This is a genomic window from Streptosporangium carneum, assembly GCF_027922005.1.
GTDB lineage: Bacteria > Actinomycetota > Actinomycetes > Streptosporangiales > Streptosporangiaceae > Streptosporangium > Streptosporangium carneum.
The window spans coordinates 106871-128352 of the sequence record NZ_BSEV01000009.1; the positions used below are offsets into that span (position 1 = coordinate 106871).

Consider the following 21482-nt stretch of genomic DNA (forward strand, 5'->3'; position numbering starts at 1 on the left):
ATCAGAAGAGGCGGGGACGCCGCGCGGCACAGCGGGCTGCGCGAGCAGCTCGCCGCGTTCCGGGAGCTGCTCAACCGGCCGCTGACCTCCTATTACCTCATCCTCGGCTGCAGCGCGCTGCTGCTCGCCCTCGGCCTGATGATGGTGCTGTCCGCTTCGAGCATCGAGGCGCTGCAGGAGAAGGGGAACCCGTTCTACTGGTTCTTCAAGCAGTCGGTCTCGGTCTCCCTCGGCATCCCGATCATGTGGATCTGCTCGATGCTGCCCCAGCGCTTCTTCAGGCTCGCCGGATACCCGCTGATGGTCGTGTCGATCATCGCCCTGGTCCTGGTGCTGTTCGTCGGCACCTCCCAGCTCGGCGCCCAGCGCTGGATCGACCTGGGGCCGATCTACCTGCAGCCCTCCGAGCCCGCGAAGCTGGGGCTGCTGCTGTGGGGCGCCGACCTGCTGGCCCGCAAGGCGCGGAACGGGATGATCGAGTGGCGCAACCTGTTCATCCCGCTGATGCCGGGCACCGTGATCCTGGCCGTCATGGTCATGCTGGGACGCGACCTGGGCACCACGCTGGTGCTGATGCTCGTCTTCCTGTCGCTGCTGTGGGTGGTCGGCGCGCCGCTGCGTCTGTTCGGCGGGATCCTCGCGGTCGCGGTGCTCGCGACCATCGTTATGATCAGCACCGAGGGATACCGCTCCGACCGGATCAAGGGGTGGCTCGACCCGTGGGGCAACGCCCAGGACGCCGGCTACCAGGCCGTGCAGGGGCAGATCGCCATGGGCAGCGGCGGCTGGTTCGGGCTCGGGCTCGGTTCCAGCAGGCAGAAGTGGGGCAGGCTCCCGCACGCGGAGAGCGACTTCATCTTCTCCATCCTCGGTGAGGAGCTGGGCCTCATGGGCACCCTGGTGGTGATCGCCCTGTTCGGCCTGCTGGGCTACGCCGGGCTGCGGGTGGCGACCCGGGTCAAGGACCCGTTCGTCCGCCTGGCGTCCGCCTCGGCCGTCGCCTGGATCGCCGGCCAGGCGATCGTCAACATCGGCGCGGTCATCGGCGTGCTGCCCATCACGGGCATTCCGCTGCCCCTGGTGTCCTACGGCGGGTCGGCGCTGCTGCCGACCCTGGCGGCACTCGGCATGTTGCTGTCCTTCGCCAAACTCGAGCCGGGAGCGCGTGAGGCTCTCGCCGCCCGTGGCCCCGGACCGGTGGCGCGGGGCCTAAGCTGGCTTGGCCTGGGTGGTCCGGCACGGAGACGACGGCCGGTCCGCGAGAGACGATAAGTGAAAGGACCGACATGAGGGTGGTCCTCGCCGGCGGCGGGACGGCCGGTCACATCGAACCGGCGCTGGCCCTGGCCGACGCGCTGCGCCAACTGGACCCGAACATCGGGATCACCTGCCTCGGCACGGAACGCGGTCTGGAGACCCGGCTGGTCCCCGCCCGGGGCTATGACCTGCAGCTCGTGCCCGCGGTGCCGTTGCCCCGGGCCATCACGCCCCAGCTGCTGACCGTTCCCGGACGTCTGGCGGGGGCCATCAACACGGCGGCGGGCATCATGGACAGGGTCCAGGCCGACGTGCTGGTCGGGTTCGGCGGCTATGTGGCGACCCCCGCCTACCTGGGGGCGCGCAGGCGCGGGGTGCCGATCGTGGTGCACGAGGCCAACCCGAAGCCAGGCCTGGCCAACCGGCTCGGCGCCCGGCTCACCGATCACGTGTTCACCGGTCATCCGAACACGCCCCTGCCCCACGCCCAGCATGTGGGGATCCCGCTCCGCCGCGAGATCGTGGGCCTGGACCGGCTCTCCATGGGCGACAAGGCGCGTTCCTGGTTCGGCCTCGAGGCCGACCTGCCCACGCTGCTGGTCACCGGCGGCTCGCAGGGCGCGCGCTCGCTCAACCAGGCGGCGCTGGGCGCCGCTCCCGTGCTGCGCAGGGCCGGGGTTCAGGTGCTGCACGTCATCGGCCCGAAGAACACGCTGGAGGAGGAGCCGCCGCCGGGCGACCCGCAGTACGTCGTGCTGCAGTACGTCGACCGGATGGACCTGGCCTACGCCGCCGCCGACTTCGCCCTGTGCCGCTGTGGCGCGATGACCTGCGCGGAGCTGACCGCCGTCGGCCTGCCCGCCGCCTATGTGCCGCTGCCGCACGGCAACGGTGAGCAACGGCTCAACGCGGAGCCGATCGTGCAGGCGGGCGGCGGCCTGATGGCCGACGACGCCGACCTGTCACCGGAGTGGATCATTCAGAACGTGCTGCCCATCCTGTCCGACCCCGAACGCGTGGTCGCCATGTCCGAGGCCGCGGCCAGGATGGGCAGAAAGGACGCCGACGTGACGCTCGCCCGCAGGGTGCTGCAGATCGCGGCGGAGGGGAAGAGATGAGCGGGGAGCGAGCTCGACGGAGTGAGCGGAGTGGGCGGTCGAGGGACGAGATCGTCCGCGTGGCGAACGAGGAGGGCGAGCGACCGGTAGGCGGGGAGCGAGCTCGACGGAGTGAGCGGAGTGGGCGGTCGAGGGACGAGATCGTCCGCGTAGCGAATGAGGAGCGGTGAGCGACCGATGAGCTTGGTCAAGTTGGTGGATCCGGTCGCGGCTGAGGAGCTCGGGCGGGTGCACTTCATCGGGATCGGCGGCGCCGGGATGTCCGGCATCGCCAGGATCCTGCTCAAACGGGGCGTGCCCGTCTCCGGCAGCGACTCGCGCGGTTCCGACCTGCTGAACGAACTGCGGGAGCTGGGGGGCAGGATTCACATCGGCCACGCCGCCTCGCACATCAAGAACGTCGACACCGTGGTGGTCTCGACCGCGATCCGCGACTCCAACCCCGAGCTGGGTGAGGCGTTGCGCCAGGGCCTGCGGGTGATTCCCCGGGCCGCCGCGCTGGCCTCGGTGATGGCGGGCCGGATCGGGATCGCCCTGGCGGGCACCCATGGCAAGACCACCACGACCTCGATGCTCACGGTCGCGCTGCAGAAGTGCGGCGCCGATCCGTCCTACTGCGTCGGCGGCCAGCTGGTGACCACCGGGCTGGGCGCGGACGAGGGGGCGGGCGGGGCGTTCGTCGCGGAGGCGGACGAGAGCGACGGCTCCTTCCTCATGCTGGCTCCCGACATCGCCGTGGTCACCAACGTGGAACCCGACCACCTGGACAACTACGGCGACCCGCGAGCGGTCTACGACAGCTTCGCGCGGTTCGTCGAGCGGGTGGGGAGGTCGATGGTGCTCTGCGTCGACGACCCCGGCTCCGCCGCGCTGGTCCCCATCGCCCGCGCGCGCGGCCTGAAGGTGATCACGTACGGCGAGGCCGAGGACGCCGACCTGCGGGTGAGCGAGATCGTCCCCGACGGCATGGGCGTCTCCTTCACGGTCGTCGGCCACGGGGAGGTCAGGCTCTCCGTCCCGGGCCGTCACAACGCGCTCAACGCCACCGCGGCCATCGCCGTGGCGGCGGAGCTGGGCGTGTCCTTCGACGAGATACGCGACGGCCTCGCGGCCTTCACCGGGGCGAAGCGGCGCTTCGAGGCCAAGGGGGAGTCGGGGGGAGTGGCGGTCTTCGACAGCTACGCCCACCATCCGACCGAGCTCGCCGCGGACCTGCGGGCGGCGCGGGACGTGGTCGCCTCCTTCTCCGGCACGGGGCGGGTGATCGCGGTCTTCCAGCCCCATCTCTACTCGCGCACGAGGTTCTTCGCCGACGAGTTCGGCGCCGCGCTCGGCCTGGCGGACGAGGCCGTCGTCCTGGACGTCTACGGCGCGCGTGAGGACCCGGAGCCGGGCGTCTCGGGGGCCCTGGTGGCGGACAGGGTGCCGCTTCCGGCCGCCCAGGTGGCCTACGCGCCGCGCCGTGAGATCGTCCCGGCGCTGGTCGCCGAGCGTGCCAGGCCCGGTGACATCGTGCTCACGATGGGCGCGGGCGACGTGACCGAGCTGGGTCCCCTGATCGTGGCGGAGCTGGCCGCGCGGTGACCCACGCCAGGAGACGCCGGGCGCGGGCGTCAGGGCCGCCGGACGGGGTGGGGCGATGAACGGGCTGTGGAGGCCCGCCTTCCTGGCGTTGCTCACCGTGGGGGTCGTCGGCACCGCCGCCTGGCTGGTGTTCTTCTCCTCGGTGCTGGGGGTGCGGGACATCCAGGTGGTCGGCAACCTGGCCATCCCCGCCCAGCAGATCCGGCAGGCGGCGGGGGTGGCCGACGGCACGCCGCTGGCCACCGTCGACGTGACCGAGGTCGAGAACCGCCTCAAGGGGATCAGGCAGATCGAGTCGGTCGCCGTCAGCCGGGGCTGGCCGGGCACGCTGGTGGTGAAGGTGGCCGAGCGCGAACCGGTGGCCGTGATCCCGATAGGCGGGAAGTTCGCGGTCGTCGACCGTCACGGAGTGGTGACCGAGGTCGAGACCGTCGCGCCGCCGACCCTTCCCGTGCTCCGGGTGGACCGCCCGCAGACGGGGGACCCGGCGACCGAGGCCGCGCTGGCCGTCATCGGCGCGCTGCCGCCGAATCTGGTCCCGCGGATCGCGGAGGTGCTCGCCCCCTCCCCGGAAACCGTCTCGTTGCGTCTGAAGGACGGCCGCGCGGTCGTGTGGGGCGGTCCCGACCGCCCGGCCGACAAGGCGCGCATCCTCACCACGCTGCTGAAACGCCCGGCCGACAGTTATGACGTGAGCTCACCCGACGTCGTGACGGTGAAGTGATCTCGTCGCCTCGCACGGGTTCGCGGAAAAGGACGGCCCGCGACACGCCGGGCACGCTTGCGGCGCGGTTAGTTGACCCACCTGGAGCGCAACTCCTACTGTCCGTATCACTCCTCAGGTTGACATAAATCTAAATCTCAACTTGAGGGTGAGAGTTTTGGAAACGACGGCACGGGCCCCGTGCCGCATGAAATTGCAAGTCAACGAGCGGAAAGGCCCCTCGTCGTGGCAGCACCGCAGAACTACCTCGCGGTCATCAAGGTTGTTGGAATCGGCGGAGGCGGAGTCAACGCCGTCAACCGGATGATCGAGGAGGGACTCAAGGGCGTCGAGTTCATCGCCATCAATACCGACGCCCAGGCGCTGCTGATGAGTGACGCCGACGTCAAGCTCGACGTCGGACGTGAGCTCACGCGCGGCCTCGGCGCGGGGGCCAACCCCGAAGTCGGACGCAAGGCGGCAGAGGACCACCGTGAGGAGATCGAAGAGGTCATCAAGGGCGCCGACATGGTGTTCGTCACCGCGGGAGAGGGCGGTGGCACGGGCACGGGCGGCGCCCCCGTGGTGGCCAACATCGCGCGCTCCCTCGGCGCCCTGACCATCGGCGTGGTGACCCGGCCCTTCAGCTTCGAGGGCAGGCGCCGCGCGATGCAGGCGGAGGCGGGGATCGAGACGCTCCGCGAGGAGGTCGACACCCTCATCGTGATCCCCAACGACCGGCTGCTGTCGATCTCCGACCGGCAGGTGAGCGTGCTGGACGCCTTCAAGGCGGCCGACCAGGTGCTGCTCTCCGGTGTCCAGGGCATCACCGACCTCATCACCACGCCCGGTCTGATCAACCTCGACTTCGCCGACGTGAAGTCGGTCATGTCGGGTGCGGGTTCGGCGCTCATGGGCATCGGCCACGCGCGCGGCGACGACCGGTCGGTCGCGGCGGCCGAGATGGCCGTCTCCAGCCCGCTGCTGGAGGCCAGCATCGACGGCGCGCACGGCGTGCTGCTGTCGATCGCCGGCGGCTCCGACCTCGGCCTGTTCGAGATCAACGAGGCCGCCCAGCTGGTCTCGAACGCCGCCGCGCCGGACGCCAACATCATCTTCGGCACGGTCATCGACGACGCGCTGGGCGACGAGGTGCGCGTCACCGTGATCGCGGCGGGGTTCGACGAGCCGGTGGCCGAGAACAAGGCGGCGGCGGCACAGCCCGCGCCGCGTCAGCAGCCCGCGGCGCGCCCCGTGGCGCCGCCTCCCTCGGTCGGCGCGCAGGTGCGCCCGCCCGCGCCCACGGTGAAGGCCGAGCCCCGGCCCGAGCCGAGGGCCGAGCAGCCTCCCGTGCCGGTCAGGCCGGTGGTCAACGCGCCGCCGCCCCTCCCCGTCGCGGAGACGCCGCCCCCGCCCGCGCCGCAGCCGGTCCAGCAGATCCACCCGGTGCAGCCCGCTCCGCCCGTCCACCTTCCGGTGGAGCACGCCGAGCCGCACCGCGCCGAGGAGCCCCCGGTTCCCCCGGTGTCGATCCCGCGGCCCGCGCCCGAGCCGCCCCAGCCGACGCCCATCTCCGCGAGGGTCTCCGACCCCGCGAGGCGTCGTCCGGTGATCTTCGAGGAGCAGGAAGAAGAGCTCGACGTTCCGGACTTCCTGAAGTGACATTGCTCACGGCCGGGCAGGAGACGGACCACCCGGTCGTGACAGGAAGAATGGGCTTCGCCGGTTTTCCAGTGTTCGAGCGGCGGAGACGTGACGGAGACAACACGACGTGATGAGATCGCGGCCGGCCTGGCCGAGGTCGAGGCGACCATCGCCCAGGCCTGCCGGGCCGCGGGCCGTGCCCGCGAGGAGCTGACGCTCGTCGCGGTGAGCAAGACCTATCCCGCCTCCGACGTGCGGCTGCTGGCCGCGCTGGGGGTGAGGGACGTGGGGGAGAACCGGGACCAGGAAGCCTCCGTCAAGGCACGTGAATGCGCGGACCTGGATCTCACCTGGCACTTCGTCGGCCAGCTGCAGACCAACAAGGCCCGTTCCGTGGTCGGGTACGCGGACGTCGTCCACTCGGTCGACCGGCCGCGTCTGGTGAGCGCGCTCAGCCACGAGGCGGTGCGAGCGGGCAGGGAGGTCACATGTCTGGTGCAGGTGGCCCTGGACGACGATCCGGGCCGGGGCGGCGCCAGGCCGGTGGAGGTGGCGGCGCTGGCCGACGCCCTCGCCGCGGCCGACGGGCTGCGGTTCGGCGGGGTGATGGCCGTGGCGCCGCTGGGCGAGGAGCCGGGCAGGGCCTTCGCGAGGTTGTGGGAGATCGCACAGGCCGTGCGGGCGGACCACCCCGGCGCCGACGTCATCTCCGCGGGGATGAGCGGTGATCTGTCCGAGGCCGTCGCGAACGGCGCGACACACCTGCGTGTCGGTACGGCGTTGCTCGGTCGTAGAAAGCCCTTCGTCAGGTAATGTCCCTTCAAGTGGACCTTGGCGTCCGCGTATCCAGATAGAGGTCGATCGGTGGTGAGCTCCAAGGGGGTGCGGCTGCCGCCCCAGGCAGATCGAAGTAAGGCGGAGGAAGAAGTAGCGATGGCCGGCGCGATGCGCAAGATGGCGGTCTACCTCGGTCTTGTGGAGGACGACCGCTACGAGAGATACGACAGCTATTCCGACGACGAGTACGACGAGTTCGAGGACTCGCGGAGAGCCGGCGACGAGCGGCCTGGCACGGTCCACGACCGCGAGGACGACACCGAGACCGGAGTCCCCGCTCCCCGGCCCGCGACGGCCGTTCTGGAGCGTCGTACGACCGATCTGGCGCGTATCACCACGCTTCATCCCCGCACCTACAACGAGGCGCGCACAATCGGCGAACACTTCCGCGACGGGACGCCCGTCATCATGAACCTGACCGAGATGGTTGACAGCGACGCGAAGCGGCTTGTGGATTTCGCGGCAGGTCTTGTCTTTGGCCTACATGGCAGCATTGAACGTGTTACCAACAAGGTGTTCCTGTTGTCCCCTGCCAATGTCGAGGTGACCGCCGAGGACAAGGCTCGAATCGCGGAACGCGGATTCTTCAACCAGAGCTAGAGTTCCACCATGAACAGTGACCGGCCGAACGGGTCCCGAAGGGACCGGGGACGGCGGAACGGAAGAGTGGAGGCGGGCCCAGGCCGTGGGGATCGTTAGCGAGATCTTGGTCGCCGTCCTGTCCCTCTACCTCGTTCTGCTGATCGGCAGAATGATCTTTGAGATGGTGCAGTCGTTCGCGCGCCAGTGGCGTCCCACCGGGGTCGTCCTGGTTCTGGCGGAGGTCGTATACACGCTGACCGACCCACCTCTCAAGTTCCTCCGCCGTTTCATTCCGCCACTCCGGTTGGGTACGGTGGCCTTTGACCTAAGCTTCACCATGCTGTTCATTGGGGTCTTGGTCTTGATCCAACTCGTGTCCGCGCTTCGTTGATCGGGTACCGTCCTCCGGACAGACTCCAAGCGCGCCAAGGAGACCGAAATGCCGCTGACGCCCGCTGATGTGCGGAACAAGCAATTCAGTACGACCCGGCTGAGGCCGGGTTACGACGAGGAAGAGGTAGACGCCTTCCTCGACGAGGTCGAGTCCGAACTCGACCGTCTCATCCAGGAGAACGAGGAGCTCCGCGCCAAACTGGCGGAGTGCCTGCGGGGCAAGGTGCCCGGCGGAATGGGCATGGCCATGGCGCCCGCCCCCGTGGCCGAGCCCAAGCCCGAGATGATGATGCAGCAGCCCGAGCCGATCAGGCCCCCCGAGCCGGTGCAGCACCAGCAGCCCGTTCCCGTCGGGATGGGCATGCCCCCGGCCGAGGACAACATGGACACCGCGGCCCGCGTGCTCGCCCTCGCCCAGCAGACGGCCGACCAGGCGATCGCCGACGCCCGCCGGGAGGCGGACGAGACGGTGACCCGGGCCCGTCGCGAGGCCGACGACATCCTCGGCAAGGCACGCCGCCAGGCCGAGCAGGTCATCGGCGACGCCCGCGCCCGCGCCGAGACGCTCGAGCGCGACGCGCAGGAGCGCCACAGGCAGGCCATGGGATCGCTGGTGCAGACCCGTGACGAGCTTGAGCGCAAGGTCGAGGAGCTGCGCAGCTTCGAGCGGGAGTACCGCAGCCGCCTGAAGCTGTACCTGGAGAACCAGCTCGCCGAGCTGACCGTCGCCGCCGAGAGCAGCGGTGGGTTCCCGATCGTCGGCGGGCCCCCGGCCATGTCCCACGCGGTGGCTCCCGGCCCGCAGCCGTCCATCCAGGGCGCGGCCAACCCGTTCGGCGGCGAGCCCACGCAGCACTCGGGCGCCTTCCAGGGTGTGGACGGTCCGCACAACGACCGCCGCTAGGGTGTCGGGTCATTCCCTCTGACCCGTATCCGGGAGTTCCTCTGTGATCCTTATCAGCGCTGGTTTGGTGCTCACGGCCATCGTTCTGCTCATCGCGGGATTCGTGCTGGCCAAACCGTTTCTGGTCATGTGGTCGATCGCGGTCAGTGTGCTGTCCGCGGTCTTCCTGGTGATCGGGGCGTTGTTGCGCCGCCACGAGTTGTTCCCCGGCGGCGGACGCGCCGGGGCAGCTCCGCCGTTCCCGCAGAAGGGGCCGGTTCCCCAGGGGCCGCCCACGACGCAGAACCAGCCTCCCGCCGCCCAGGCGCCGCAGACGACGGCGCCCTACGGTGTGCGGCAGACGGCCCCCGTCGCGCCCCAGCCTCCGCTGGGCCGTCCGGAGGCCGGGCCGTCCGGGCCGGTTCCCGCCGCGAGGCGGGGTCCCCTGGACGACGAGGCGATCGTCCTGGTGATCCCGGGGCGTAAGCGCTACCACGTCGCGGGCTGCCGCCAGCTGGCAGGCCGGGATCATGAGGAACTCACTCACGAGGAGGCACGGGAGGAGGGCTTCACGCCCTGCACCACGTGCCTGCCCGAGTTCACCGCGGGGATCCAGCAGAGCGCCTCCCCGGAGGCCCAGGAGCCCGCCGTCCCCTCCCCTCAGGGACCGGGCCTTCCCCGTACGGCCTCCCAGGAGCCAGGCCCCTCCCGCCCGGGTGAGAGCGGCTCGGGCGACGCCGGCGAGTCCGGCGTCCAGGAGCCCACCGCCCGGTTCGCCTCGCCCTACGCGCCCGTCACCGCGCCGGGCGACCAGGACGCCCCGGTGACCCGGCCCTACGTCCAGGGTTCCCCCGCTCCCGGCGAGCAGTCCCGCCCCCGGGGGAATGAGCAGTCGCCGGCCGGACGGGCGACCACCCCGCCGCTCCGCGCGGCGGAGCCCGCCACCGCCTTCCCGGTCAGGTTCCCGGTCCCCGAACCGGAGACCCCGGCCGACGCCAACGCCACCAGCTGGTTCAGCCGCGACCTGGCCGCATCTCTCGCCTCAGGAGGCGAACCCGCGCAGCCGGGGGCCGAGCCCTCCGCGAAGGAGCGGGCCGCCGCGGGAGCCGCACCGGAGGAGTCCCCGGACAAGCCGGTCAAGCCGGTCAAGGCCGCTTCCCCGGCGACCGTGGACGAACCCGCCGAGGCCGGACCCCGGACCGGCGACGCCCGCCCGGAGACGAAGCCGGGAAGCGACGCGGACCCCCGGGCCGACGCCCCCGCCGGGCAGAAGACCCCTGCGCCGTCCTCGGCGAAGCAGGCGGCCCCCGCGGGGCCCGCCGCCGAACCTGCCCGGACCGCGGAGCCGGTGGAGTCGGCCGAGACCGGACCCGGGCGCGCCGGGCGACCGGCGCCGGTCGGCTCCACCTCCGCGAACCCCGCACGGCCGGCCCCCTCGGGCGACAGGCCCGCTCCCTCCGCGGCGAAGAAGCCCTCGGACGGCGACGACGAGGGAGCAGAGACCAACCCGCGCGGCATCCCGGCCGTCAAGGACCAGCCCGCCGGCGGCTCGGAGACGGTCAGGATCATCTCGGGCACCCGCCGCTTCCACAGCCCGGACTGTCCCCTGATCAAGGGCCTCGACGCCATCAAGGGGCTCGAGGGCAGCGGTCTGGAGAGCATGCCTCTGGCCGAGGCGGAGAAGGCGGGCATGCGCAGCTGCTCGGTCTGCAGGCCCGGCAGCTAGGCTCCGTCTCCGAACGGATCTCCCGCCCGGAGGCGGGGACGACGTGAGTGCGACCGCCGCCTCGTGGGAGGCGGCGGTCGTGTCATGTCGGGGGCGACGCCCCGGACGCCTTCGAACCGCTCGAAGCGGCGTCCGGCCGTGTCGCGTCGACGCCGGGTCCCACTCACCCGTGGTGACCCCGTTGTTCGACGATCTCTGAAGGCGGACTCCGGAGCGTCAGCCTGCGAATCCGTACAGGAGTCTCACCGCGTCGGCCTGTGTGACCTCTTGCCGCATCTATCGATTGTCGATAGATTTCCATCGCTGGTCGATTGAGGGAGAGACGATGGGAAAACTGACAGTGCTCGCGCTGCGCGCCGTGATCGTGGCGCTGCTCGCAGGATCGGTGTTCGTGCAGACAGTGATGGTGCCCCTGCTGGCCACCGACATGGAGGAGCTCAGCCCGGACTACGCCTACCTGCGCACCCCGTTCCTGGCGATCACGGTGCTGGGCGTCGTGACGGCCCAGGTCGTCCTGGTCTGCGTGTGGCGGCTGGTGACGATGGTGCGGCTCGGAACCGTGTTCTCCCACGCCGCCTTCAGGTACGTGCACATCGTGATCGGCGCGGTCGTGGCGGCCGCCCTCCTGGTCTTCGCGTTCGCGGTCCTCCTTGCGCCGGGAGAGGCCGTCCCCCCGGGCATCGTCCTGCTGATCTGCGGGGCCGCCGTGGCGGTCCTGGGGGTCGCGCTCGTCGTGCTCGTGCTGCGGATGCTGCTCGCCCAGGCCGTCGCGCGCGACATCGAGGCGGCGCAGATGCAGGCCGAGCTGGAAGAGGTGATCTGATGCCGATCGCCGTCGACATCGACGTGATGCTGGCCAAGCGGAAGATGTCCGTGGGCGAGCTCGCGGAGCGCGTCGGGATCACGCCCGCCAACCTGGCGGTGCTCAAGAACGGCCGCGCCAAGGCGGTGCGCTTCACGACGCTCGCCGCGCTCTGCGAGGCGCTCGAGTGCCAGCCCGGAGACCTGCTGCGCTGGGAGACCGAGGACGCCGCGGACGGCTGAGGCCCGCCGTACCGGCGCGCACGACGGAGGTGCGCGGTCGTCCGGTACGGCGAGCCACAAGCCCTGGCCGAGGCGGCTCCTAGCCGGCGCGGCGGAGCTGGAAGGTCAGGCCGAGGTCGGCGTCCCGGTGGACGGGCAGGCCGTCGGCGTCGCCCTCGGTGAGGGAGACGGCGAGGACCTCGTCGGCCACCGTGCCGCCCTGGGTGCGCAGGGCCTCGGCCAGGTCGGCGTCGGCGGCCGACCACCACACGTCGATCCGGTCGGAGATGGACAGCCCCGTGGACTTGCGGGCGTCCTGGAGCAGGCGGATGACGTCGCGGATCAGGCCGGAGCGGCGCAGCTCGTCGGTGATCGTCAGGTCGAGCGCGACCGTCTCCCCGGTCCCGGTGTCGATCGCCCCGGTCTCCACCGCCCAGCCGGACTTCGGCTGCTCGGTGACGATCACCTCCTCGGCCGTCAGCTCGACCGTGCCCAGCTCGCCCGCGTCCACCGAGACCGCCGAGCCCGAGCGGAGCACGCGGGCCAGCACCGCGGCGTCGGCCGAGGTGACGGCCGCCGCGACCAGCTTGGTCTGCGAGCCGAACCGCTTGCCCAGCGCCCGGAAGTTGGGCTTGACCGTGAAGGAGACCAGGTCGGCCTCGATGCCGCCCAGGTCCTCCAGGCCCTGCACGTTCAGCTCGTCGGCGATCAGGTCGCGCAGCTCCTGGGAGAGTGCGCTCCAGCCGCGGGCGCCGACCAGGGCGCGGCCGAGCGGCTGGCGGGTCTTCACCCCGCTTGAGGCGCGGGCGGAGCGGCCGAGCTCGACCAGGCGGCGGACCAGCGCCATCTGCTCCGACAGCGTCTCGTCCAGCAGCTCCTCGGTCACCGAGGGCCAGCTCGCCAGGTGCACCGAGGAGGGCGCGTCGGTGTCGCGCAGGACGTCCCAGACGTAGTCGGTGACGAACGGCGTCACCGGCGCCATCAGGCGGGTGACCGTCTCCAGGCACTCGTACAGCGTGGCGAACGCGGAGGAGTCACCGGACCAGAACCTGCGGCGCGAGCGACGCACGTACCAGTTGGACAGGTCGTCGAGGAAGTCGGCCAGACGCCGCCCGACCCTGGCGGTGTCGTAGTCCTCCATCGCGGCGGTGACCTCGGCCACGGTGCGGTGCAGCTCGGCCAGCGCCCAGCGGTCGATCAGCGGGCGCTCGCCGTACGCGGGGGCCTCGGAGAGCCGGGACGGCGACCACGACTCGGCGTTGGCGTAGAGGGTGAAGAACGACGCGGTGTTCCAGTAGGTCAGCAGGACCTTGCGGACGATCTCCTCGATGGCCGCGTGCCCGACCCGGCGGGCCGCCCACGGCGAGCCGGAGCAGGCCATGTACCAGCGCAGCGCGTCGGCGCCGTGCTGCTCCATCAGCGGGATCGGCTGCAGCACGTTGCCCAGGTGCTTGCTCATCTTGCGGCCGTCCTCGGCGAGGATCAGGCCCAGGCAGAGCACGTTCTCGTAGGAGGACCTGTCGAAGACCAGCGTGCCGACCGCCATCAGCGAGTAGAACCAGCCGCGCGTCTGGTCGGTGGCCTCGCAGATGAACTGCGCGGGGTAGGCCTCCTGGAGCATCTCCGCGTTCTGGTGCGGCGCGCCCCACTGGGCGAAGGGCATCGAGCCCGAGTCGTACCAGGCGTCGATCACGTCGGGCACCCTGCGGGCCTCGGCGCCGCAGGTGGGGCAGGGCAGGGTGACGTCGTCCACGTAGGGGCGGTGCGGGTCGAGGGCGGAGACGTCCTGCCCCGACAGCCTGCCGAGCTCCTCGAGCGAGCCGACGCAGGTGATGTGCGAGTCGTCGGCCGAGCAGACCCACAGCGGCAGCGGCGTGCCCCAGTAGCGCGACCGGGACAGCGACCAGTCGACGTTGTTGCGCAGCCACTCGCCGAACCGGCCCCACTTGATCGTCCCGGGGTACCAGTTGGTCTTCTCGTTCTCAGCGAGGAGCCGGTCCTTGATCGCGGTGGTGCGGATGTACCACGCGGGCAGCGCGTAGTAGAGCAGCGCGGTGTGGCAGCGCCAGCAGTGCGGATAGCTGTGGTCGAAGTGGCCGCCCCGGTACAGCAGGCCGCGCGCCCGCAGGTCCGCGGTCAGGCCCTCGTCGGCGTCCTTGAAGAACTGGCCGCCGACCTGGGGGACGCTGTCGAGGAAGCGCCCGTCGGGCCCGATCGGGTTGACCACCGGCAGGCCGTACCGCTTGCAGGTGGTCATGTCGTCGGCGCCGAAGGCGGGAGCCTGGTGCACCAGGCCCGTGCCGTCCTCGGTGGTGACGTAGTGGCCGAGCACCACGTAGTGCGCGCCGGGGATGTCGACCAGGTCGAAGGGGCGCGAGTAGGCGGTGTGCTCGAGCTCGGAGCCCCGGAAGGAGGCCAGCACCTCGGCGCCCTCGCCCAGGGCGGAGGCGAGCAGCGGCTCGGCGACCACCAGCACCTCCTCCGACCCGGCGGGGCGGGCCGCGACGTAGGTCACGTCGGGGTGCACGGCGACCGCCGTGTTGGACACCAGCGTCCAGGGGGTGGTGGTCCAGATCAGCAGCGAGGCGCCGAGGTCGGCCAGCGGCCCGGAGACGGCGGGCATGCGGACGTAGACCGACGGGCTGGTGACGGTCTCGTAGCCGCCGGGCTGGCCCAGCTCGTGGTCGGACAGACCGGTGCCGCAGCGCGGGCAGTAGGGCGTGATCCGGAAGTCGCGGGTGAGGAGGTCCTTGTCGAAGATGACCTTCAGCGACCACCAGACGGACTCCACGTAGGACGGGTCCATCGTGCGGTAGGCCTGGGACAGGTCGATCCAGTAGCCCATCCGCTCGGTCATCTCTTCGAAGGCGTCCACGTGCCGCAGCACCGACTCGCGGCACCTGGCGTTGAACTCGGCGATGCCGTACGCCTCGATGTCCTTCTTGCCGGAGAGGCCGAGCTCTTTCTCGACGCTGACCTCGACCGGCAGGCCGTGACAGTCCCAGCCCGCCTTGCGGGGCACGTTGTAGCCGCGCATCGACCGGTATCGGGGGAAGAGGTCCTTGAACACGCGGGCCTCGACGTGGTGCACGCCGGGCATGCCGTTCGCGGTGGGGGGACCCTCATAGAAGACCCAGTTGGGCCCGCCGACGTTCTGCTCGACCGAGCGCTCGAAGACCTTGCCGTCACGCCAGCGGTCGAGCACCTCGTGTTCGAGCGCGGGCAGGGCGACCTGCGCGGGAAGAGAGCGGAAATAGGCGGACATGACGGGCGGAACCTCCACGCTGGTGCTGGCAGTGGCGTGGAGGGACGAGGCCATGGGCCCCGCGGTACCACCCTCCTTGGCCTTCGGGAGAAGGCCCTCTTCCTTTGGCTCTGCTGCCGGTTCTACTGGGTCACCGCGACCGTTCTTCCGGCGGCTCAGGGGTGATTTTCCCTCCGGGCATCGCCCCGGGCTCGCACCGTCCCCGGGTCGCTCACGCGAGGGGCTCGGAGGTAGTCGTCCCCATCAACGCCTTGCAGGCTCACACCATAACGCACACACCCGCGCGAAACTTCCCGAATATCTTCCGTACGTCGAGGTCGGAGGTGGAATCCGGAGGAGGGGGCCGGATGTTACGGGAGTGGTAAACATCACGGCGGGTCGTTTGCCGTTCTGTTATGGGAGACCTAAGCTGCCCGCACCGTTTACCACATTGGAGACGGTCCGATCGAGCAAGGAGGCCGCCATGGCCGCGACTGTACGCGCGGACGAGAGCGCGGTGGCACCGTCGGAGAACGGGAGCGCCGTCACCTGGTCGGCCGAGGAACTCGCGGAGGTCCGCGGGCGGCTGGCCGCGGAGATCGAGGAGCTGAACCGGGAGATCGTCAGGGCCGAGAGCGAGATAGCCTCGAGCGACGTCACCGACGGAGCCGGAGACGACCAGGCGGACGCGGGCGCCAGGACGTATGAGCGGGAACGTGAGATCGCCCTTACCCTGAATGCGCGCGATCTGGTCGCGCAGAACGAGCGAGCGATCGCCCGGATCGACGCGGGGACTTACGGAGTGTGCGAATCGTGCCACAAGCCGATCGGAAAGGAGCGCCTTCAGGCGTTCCCGAGGGCGACGCTGTGCGTGGTCTGCAAGCAGCGGGAGGAGCGCCGCTGACCGGCGGCGCGGCCGACGGCGTCGGCGAGGGGATCGCCGGCGCCGGCGCCGACGCCGTCGCTGACGGGGGCGGCGCCGAGGGCTCGCGAGCGGTCCCTAGGCGGGCCCGCAGGCTGGCCGTGCTGGCGACCCTCGCGGTGGTCGTCTACGGCCTCGACCTGCTGACGAAGACCATCGTGCTGAGGACGCTCGAGGGCAGGGAGCCGTTCGTCCTGATCCCCGATCTGCTCCAGTTCCGGGTGATCTTCAACGCGGGGGCCGCCTTCAGCATCGGCACCGGCATGACCATCGTCTTCACGATCATCGCGAGCGGCGTCGTGGTCGCCATCCTGCGCACCGCGCGCAACCTGCGCAGCCTGCCGTGGGCCGTCACGCTCGGCCTGATGCTCGGCGGGGCGCTCGGCAACCTGACCGACCGGCTCTTCCGCGCGCCCGGAGGACTCCAGGGGCACGTGGTCGACTTCGTCGAGGCCTTCCCCGGCCACTTCCCGGTCTTCAACGTCGCCGACTCGGCCATCGTCTGCGGGGGCATCCTGGCCGTCTTCCTCGCCTGGCGGGGGTACCAGATCGACGGCACGCGCGACACCGGACAGAACACCACACAGAACGCCACGGAGAGCACCGCGAAGAGCGACGCGGAGAACGGGACAGAGAGCAAGAGTGATGGCTGAACAGCGGAGTCTCCCGGTCCCCGACGGGCTGGAGGGCGAGCGTCTCGACGCGGCCCTGTCCCGGCTGTTCGGCTTCTCGCGCACCCGTGCGGCCGAGCTGATCGTCGACGGCGACGTGCTGGTCGACGGCTCGCCGGCCGCCAAGTCGGACCGGGTCCACGCGGGCGCGTGGCTCGACGTCACCCTCCCCCCGCCGCCGGCCGCGCCGACGCCGGTGGCGGAACCGGTCCCCGGCATGACGATCGTCTACGAGGACGACGACATCGTCGTCGTCAACAAGCCCATCGGCGTGGCCGCCCACCCGACCACCGGATGGACGGGGCCGACCGTGATCGGCGGCCTGCTCGGCACCGGGCACAGGGTGGCGACCAGCGGCGCCGCCGAGCGGCAGGGCATCGTGCACCGGCTGGACGCCAACACCACCGGCGCCATGGTCGTGGCCAAGAGCGAGCACGCCTACTCGCGGCTGAAGCGGGCCTTCAAGGAACGCACGGTCGACAAGCGCTACCACGCGCTCGTCCAGGGCCACCCCGACCCGCTGCGCGGCACGGTCGACGCGCCGATCGACCGGCACCCCTCGGGGGACGGCCGGTTCGCGGTCGTCGCCGGAGGCAAGGAGTCGGTCACCCACTACGACACGATCGAGGCGTTCCGCGCCGCGTCGCTGCTGGACATCAAGCTGGAGACCGGCAGGACCCACCAGATCCGGGTCCACATGTCGGCGCTGCGCCACCCGTGCGTCGGCGACATGATGTACGGCGCCGACCCGACGCTGGCCGCGCGCCTGGGCGTCGCCCGGCAGTGGCTGCACGCCGTCTCCCTGGCGTTCGAGCATCCGACGACGGGCGAGTGGGTCGGCTTCACCACCGACTATCCCGACGACCTCGCCCACGCCCTGAAGGTCGTCGGCGAGGAGTCCTGGTGACGGCCGTCACGACGGCCTCCTGACACCCGCCGCGGAGGCGAAGGCGGGCGGCCGGGCTCTGAGGCGGACCGGCCTCCGGCCGGGATCAGGAGACCTTCGCGAGGGTCTCCAGCGCGGCCCCGGGGTCGACCTCGCCGAACGGCTGGTCCCCCTGGTCCTGCTCGCCCGCGCTCTGCTCGTCCCCCTGCTCGGGCTCCGAGCCGCTCTCGCCGTTGCCCGAGTCCGCGCCGTCCTCGTTCTCCTGCCCCTTGCCGCCGCCCTTGCCCTTGCCCTTGTCGTCTTTCTTGTCGGAATCCGGCTTCTGATCCTTGCCGGAGTCCTTCTCGGGGTCCTTGGAGTCCTTCTCCGGGCCCTTCTTCGGGGGAGCCTCGGAGGGCTCGCTCGTCGACGGCGGAGGCTCGCTCTGCGGCTCGTCCGGGGTCACCGGGGGAGCGGCGGGTTCCCGCTCGGTCTCCGTGGGCGCGGGCTTCTTCTTCGTGGGCAGCCTGGCCTGCTCGGGCCTCGTCCGGGGTGAGCCGTTCCCCGCGGGGGTGCTCGCCGAGGTCGACGGCTCCCCGGAGACGCCGGGGGAGGAGTTCAGCGCGACCCAGGCCGCCCCGCCCGCGGTCATGGCGACCGCGAGCGCCGCGGCGACCCTGGCCAGCGCGGCCGGGCGTCGCCGCCGCGCGCCGGGGACGGCCGCGGCGTCCTCGCCGCCGGCAGGCGCCGCCGCGACGGGCGGCGTCCCGGGTGCGGTCCCCCGCCCCGGGACCTGCCCGGCGATCTGCTCCGCGACCTGGCCGGTCACCGGCACGGGGACGGGGACGGGCAGGTCGATCGGCATGGTGGCCTGGGGGGCGGTCCCGTTCACGATGGAGCGCAGGTGGATCTGCACGTCCTGGGCGGACATGCGCTGGGCGGGGTCCTTGCGGAGCAGGCCGTAGATCACCGGTCCCAGGGACCCGGCGTGCCTGAGGGGGGCGGGCTCCTCGTGCATGACCGCGCTGAGCGTCGCCAGCGGGTGGGCGCGCTCGAAGGGCGAGCGGCCCTCGACCGCCACGTAGAGCGTCACGCCGAGCGACCACAGGTCGGAGGCGAACTCCGCGGGCCCTCCGCCCGCGCGCTCCGGCGCGATGAACGCCGGGGTGCCGATGAGGGCGCCGGTCCTGGTCACCGACGAGTCGCCTTCCAGCACCGCGATGCCGAAGTCGGTCAGCACGGCCCTGCCGTCCCTGGCGAGCAGCACGTTGTCCGGTTTGACGTCGCGGTGCAGCACTCCCGCGTTGTGGGCGGCGACCAGCGCCCCGAGCACCTCCAGCCCGATCTGCGCCACCCGGACCGGAGGCAGCGGCCCGTCCTCGCGGACCACCGCCCCGAGCGTCCTGGACTCGACCAGCTGCATGACGATCCACGGACGTCCGTGTTCCTCGATCACGTCGTAGACCGTGGCGACGCCCGGGTGGCCGATCCTGCCCGCCGCGCGGGCCTCCCTGAGCGTCCTGAGGGTGAACACCTCACGCTCGGGGCCCGTCAGGTCCGGCGAGGGGATGACCTCCTTGACCGCGACGTCGCGGCCGAGAACCTCGTCCTTCGCTCGCCAGACCGTGCCCATTCCCCCCCGGCCGATGTGCTCCAGCAGCCGGTACCGCGTGCCGATGATCCCCTGAGAATCGGTCATGGGCTGCCGACTACCCCCGATCCGTCCCGGTATTCAGGACGAATCACGCAGACCGCCGCAATGATCAGCATCTGGGGTGAACTTTCGGAGCCTCGTGCCGGCCCCGGCCCCTGTCGCGGGGCCCGGCGTCCGGGCTCAGGCGGGTTCGGGGATCCGGACGGGCGCGGAGCCCTCGTCGCGCGGCGCTGACGGCTCGGTTCGCAGGAGTCGCGCGGCCCAGACGGGCAGCCACCAGTTCCAGCGGCCCATCATCGCGACCGCCGCCGGGACCAGGACGCCCCGGATGAGGGTGGCGTCCAGGAGGACGCCCAGCGCCAGGCCGCTGGCGAACACCTTCACGTCCAGCTCCGGCGTCATGGCCAGCGCGGCGAAGGAGACGAACAGGATCAGCGCCGCCGAGGTGACCAGCCGCCCGGTACGGCCGACGCCCTCGACGACCGCGTGCTCGGTGCTGCCGGACCTGTCGTACTCCTCACGCATCCTGGCCAGGATGAACACCTCGTAGTCCATGCTCAGGCCATAGAGGAAGGCGAAGACGGTCAGCGGCACGAACTCGCCGATCGACCCGGTCGGCTGGATGTCCAGCAGCTGCCTGGTGCCCCAGCCGAACTGCCACAGCAGCACCATCGCGCCGATCACCGCACCCAGCGAGAGCAGGTTCAGGACGATCGCCTTCAGCGGCAGCAGCAGCGAGCGGAAGGCCCGCGCCAGCATCACGAACGTGACCAGCGCGATCAGGGCGAGCATCCAGGGGAACGCCCCGTAGGCGCGCTCCTGGAAGTCCATGCTCTGCGCCGCGTTGCCGCCGACCCGCGCGTTCGACGGCGCGGCCTCGCGCACCCGGGAGACGGTGGCCTCGCCCGCCGCGGCGCCGTTCTCCGCGATCGGCAGCACGGTGACGACGGCGGTCCCGTCCCGGCGCCAGGACGGGGTGTCGGGGGCGAGCACGGTGGACACGCCCTCCACGCCTCTCAGCCGCTGGACGGCCTGGCCGGGGTCCCCGGTGACCAGCACGTCGAACGGGGTGATCGAGCCCACGGGGACGCCCGCCTCGCGCAGCGCCGCCAGCCCCTCGTGACCGGGGCCCGAGGTGCGCAGGTCCCCGCTCTCCGGCAGGCCGAGATCGACGCCCAGGGCGGTCACCGTCAGCGCGACCAGCAGTCCCCCGGTGAGCAACGCGGCGGGCACGCGCAGCCGCACCACCCCGCGCGCCCACGCCGACCAGGCCCTTCCCGCCCTCGCCTCGCGACGGAAGCGGGGCCGCTCACCGCCCTCACTGGCGCGCCCGCGCTCCAGACGCCGCCCGGCCAGCGCGAGCAGCACCGGCAGCACGGTGAGCGTCGAGACGACGCTCGTCGCCGTGATGACCATTCCGGCCAGGCCCAGGCTGCGCAGGAACGGCACCGGAAGCACCACCATGGTCACCAGCCCGGTCGCGACCGCCATGCCGCTGAACAGCACCGCGCGTCCCGCGCCCGCCATCGCCCGGTGCACGGCCTCGTCGCCCCGGTACCCGCCCGCCTGCTCCTCGCGCCAGCGGGCCACCAGCAGCAACGAGTAGTCCACCGCGATGCCCAGCCCCAGCAGGGGCATCGTGGTGAGCGCCACGTCGTGCACGGTCATCGCGAACGTCAGCAGCAGGATGACGACGAACGCCAGGAAGATCGACATGATCGAGACGAGGAGCGGCACTAGGGCCAGCGCCGAGCGGAACACCAGCAGCAGGACGATCACCGAGGCGAGCACGCCGACGCCGATCTTGGCAGGGACGTCGACGCCGCCCGCGTCCACGCCGGGCGCGAGCGTGTCCAGGCCCGTCACGCGCACGCTCGTGCCCCGAGGCAGCGCGGGGGTCATCGCCTCGACGATGACCGGGCCCTCGTCCGGGGTCTCCCCGAGGCCGCCGCCCGGCGGGCTGCCGTCGGAGTAGGCGCCGGGGAAGACCAGCCCGAAGGAGGTCCTGCCGTCGGAGCCGATCAGCCGGGGGTCGCCGGTGTCGGCGTAGGAGACCACCCGGGACGTGGGCAGCCTGGCGGAGACGGCGGCGAAGGCGCGGCCCAGCTCCTGTCTCCGGTCCTCGGCCCGCGTCCCCTCGGGGAACACGACGACCGGGACGAACGGCCGCTGGTAACCGCCGTTCCCGTAGATCCTGACGATTTCCCGGTTGGCGTCGAAGGCGGGCATGCCCGGGTGGGAGTACTCCTCCGAGAGGCGCTGGATCGCGATCGGGGTCGCGCCCATGCCCGCCAGAAGTCCCAGCAGCGCGAGCAGGACGACCAGCCCCTTGCGCCGCAGGACGAAGGCCGAAAGTCTCTTCATGCCCGTCAGTCC

General features: G+C 71.5%; 18 protein-coding genes. 15 read left to right on the top strand and 3 right to left on the bottom strand.

The annotated features are described in order from the left end of the window. The 12 genes from ftsW (at position 1) to PKF00_RS20820 (ending at position 11771) form a co-directional block, all read left to right on the top strand. Positions 1-1272, top strand: a complete 1272-nt coding sequence (ftsW, locus tag PKF00_RS20765; protein WP_425582239.1) for a putative lipid II flippase FtsW — start codon at positions 1-3, stop codon at positions 1270-1272. Between the two features lie 14 nt (positions 1273-1286). Beyond that, positions 1287-2375 carry a UDP-N-acetylglucosamine--N-acetylmuramyl-(pentapeptide) pyrophosphoryl-undecaprenol N-acetylglucosamine transferase gene (locus tag PKF00_RS20770; protein WP_271219243.1) on the top strand — a complete coding sequence of 363 codons (1089 nt, stop codon included), beginning with the start codon at positions 1287-1289 and terminating at the stop codon, positions 2373-2375. 177 nt (positions 2376-2552) lie between these two features. Continuing rightward, the gene (gene murC, locus PKF00_RS20775; protein WP_271219244.1) at positions 2553-3959 is read left to right on the top strand and encodes a UDP-N-acetylmuramate--L-alanine ligase; all 1407 of its coding nucleotides are present in this window, start codon (positions 2553-2555) and stop codon (positions 3957-3959) included. Between the two features lie 55 nt (positions 3960-4014). Beyond that, on the top strand, positions 4015-4683 hold the full coding sequence (locus PKF00_RS20780) for a cell division protein FtsQ/DivIB (RefSeq protein ID WP_271219245.1): 669 nt from the start codon (positions 4015-4017) through the stop codon (positions 4681-4683). A gap of 225 nt (positions 4684-4908) precedes the next feature. Further along, on the top strand, positions 4909-6324 hold the full coding sequence (gene ftsZ, locus PKF00_RS20785; RefSeq protein ID WP_271219246.1) for a cell division protein FtsZ: 1416 nt from the start codon (positions 4909-4911) through the stop codon (positions 6322-6324). A gap of 90 nt (positions 6325-6414) precedes the next feature. Continuing rightward, entirely contained in the window at positions 6415-7119 is a 705-nt protein-coding gene (locus tag PKF00_RS20790) for a YggS family pyridoxal phosphate-dependent enzyme (RefSeq protein WP_271219247.1), read from the top strand. Positions 7120-7239: 120 nt separating this feature from the next. Then, positions 7240-7743, top strand: coding sequence for a cell division protein SepF (locus PKF00_RS20795; RefSeq protein ID WP_271219248.1), 504 nt, complete (start codon positions 7240-7242; stop codon positions 7741-7743). Between the two features lie 85 nt (positions 7744-7828). Continuing rightward, positions 7829-8116 (top strand): YggT family protein, encoded by a 288-nt coding sequence (locus tag PKF00_RS20800; RefSeq protein ID WP_271219249.1) that lies wholly within the window; start codon positions 7829-7831, stop codon positions 8114-8116. A gap of 48 nt (positions 8117-8164) precedes the next feature. Then, entirely contained in the window at positions 8165-9022 is an 858-nt protein-coding gene (locus PKF00_RS20805) for a DivIVA domain-containing protein (RefSeq protein ID WP_271219250.1), read from the top strand. Between the two features lie 43 nt (positions 9023-9065). Then, the gene (locus tag PKF00_RS20810) at positions 9066-10727 is read left to right on the top strand and encodes a hypothetical protein (RefSeq protein ID WP_271219251.1); all 1662 of its coding nucleotides are present in this window, start codon (positions 9066-9068) and stop codon (positions 10725-10727) included. A gap of 325 nt (positions 10728-11052) precedes the next feature. Further along, positions 11053-11550: a DUF2975 domain-containing protein gene (locus tag PKF00_RS20815; protein WP_271219252.1), complete on the top strand. Its 498-nt coding sequence runs from the start codon at positions 11053-11055 to the stop codon at positions 11548-11550. Continuing rightward, entirely contained in the window at positions 11550-11771 is a 222-nt protein-coding gene (locus tag PKF00_RS20820; RefSeq protein ID WP_271219253.1) for a helix-turn-helix domain-containing protein, read from the top strand. The genes PKF00_RS20815 and PKF00_RS20820 overlap by 1 nt, the downstream gene beginning before the upstream one ends. Before the next feature lie 79 nt (positions 11772-11850). On the opposite strand, the gene ileS is transcribed toward PKF00_RS20820, so the two are convergent. Continuing rightward, the gene (gene ileS / locus PKF00_RS20825; RefSeq protein ID WP_271219254.1) at positions 11851-15015 is read right to left on the bottom strand and encodes an isoleucine--tRNA ligase; all 3165 of its coding nucleotides are present in this window, start codon (positions 15013-15015) and stop codon (positions 11851-11853) included. Between the two features lie 463 nt (positions 15016-15478). On the opposite strand from ileS, the gene PKF00_RS20830 reads away from it, so the two are divergent. From PKF00_RS20830 to PKF00_RS20840, 3 genes are read left to right on the top strand one after another with little or no spacing between them, the layout of a single operon-like run. Continuing rightward, positions 15479-15898: a TraR/DksA family transcriptional regulator gene (locus PKF00_RS20830; RefSeq protein WP_271219255.1), complete on the top strand. Its 420-nt coding sequence runs from the start codon at positions 15479-15481 to the stop codon at positions 15896-15898. Beyond that, on the top strand, positions 15862-16569 hold the full coding sequence (lspA, locus tag PKF00_RS20835; RefSeq protein WP_271219256.1) for a signal peptidase II: 708 nt from the start codon (positions 15862-15864) through the stop codon (positions 16567-16569). The genes PKF00_RS20830 and lspA overlap by 37 nt, the downstream gene beginning before the upstream one ends. Continuing rightward, positions 16562-17494, top strand: coding sequence for an RluA family pseudouridine synthase (locus PKF00_RS20840; protein ID WP_271219257.1), 933 nt, complete (start codon positions 16562-16564; stop codon positions 17492-17494). Before lspA ends, PKF00_RS20840 begins: the two co-directional genes overlap by 8 nt. Before the next feature lie 85 nt (positions 17495-17579). On the opposite strand, the gene PKF00_RS20845 is transcribed toward PKF00_RS20840, so the two are convergent. Together PKF00_RS20845 and PKF00_RS20850 are read right to left on the bottom strand one after the other, a co-directional pair. Continuing rightward, complete coding sequence (locus PKF00_RS20845) at positions 17580-19151, bottom strand: serine/threonine-protein kinase (RefSeq protein WP_271219258.1); 1572 nt, start codon at positions 19149-19151, stop codon at positions 17580-17582. Between the two features lie 135 nt (positions 19152-19286). Next, a complete protein-coding gene (locus PKF00_RS20850) occupies positions 19287-21470 on the bottom strand; it encodes an MMPL family transporter (protein WP_271219259.1) in 2184 nt (727 codons plus the stop codon). Between the last annotated feature and the right edge of the window lie 12 nt (positions 21471-21482).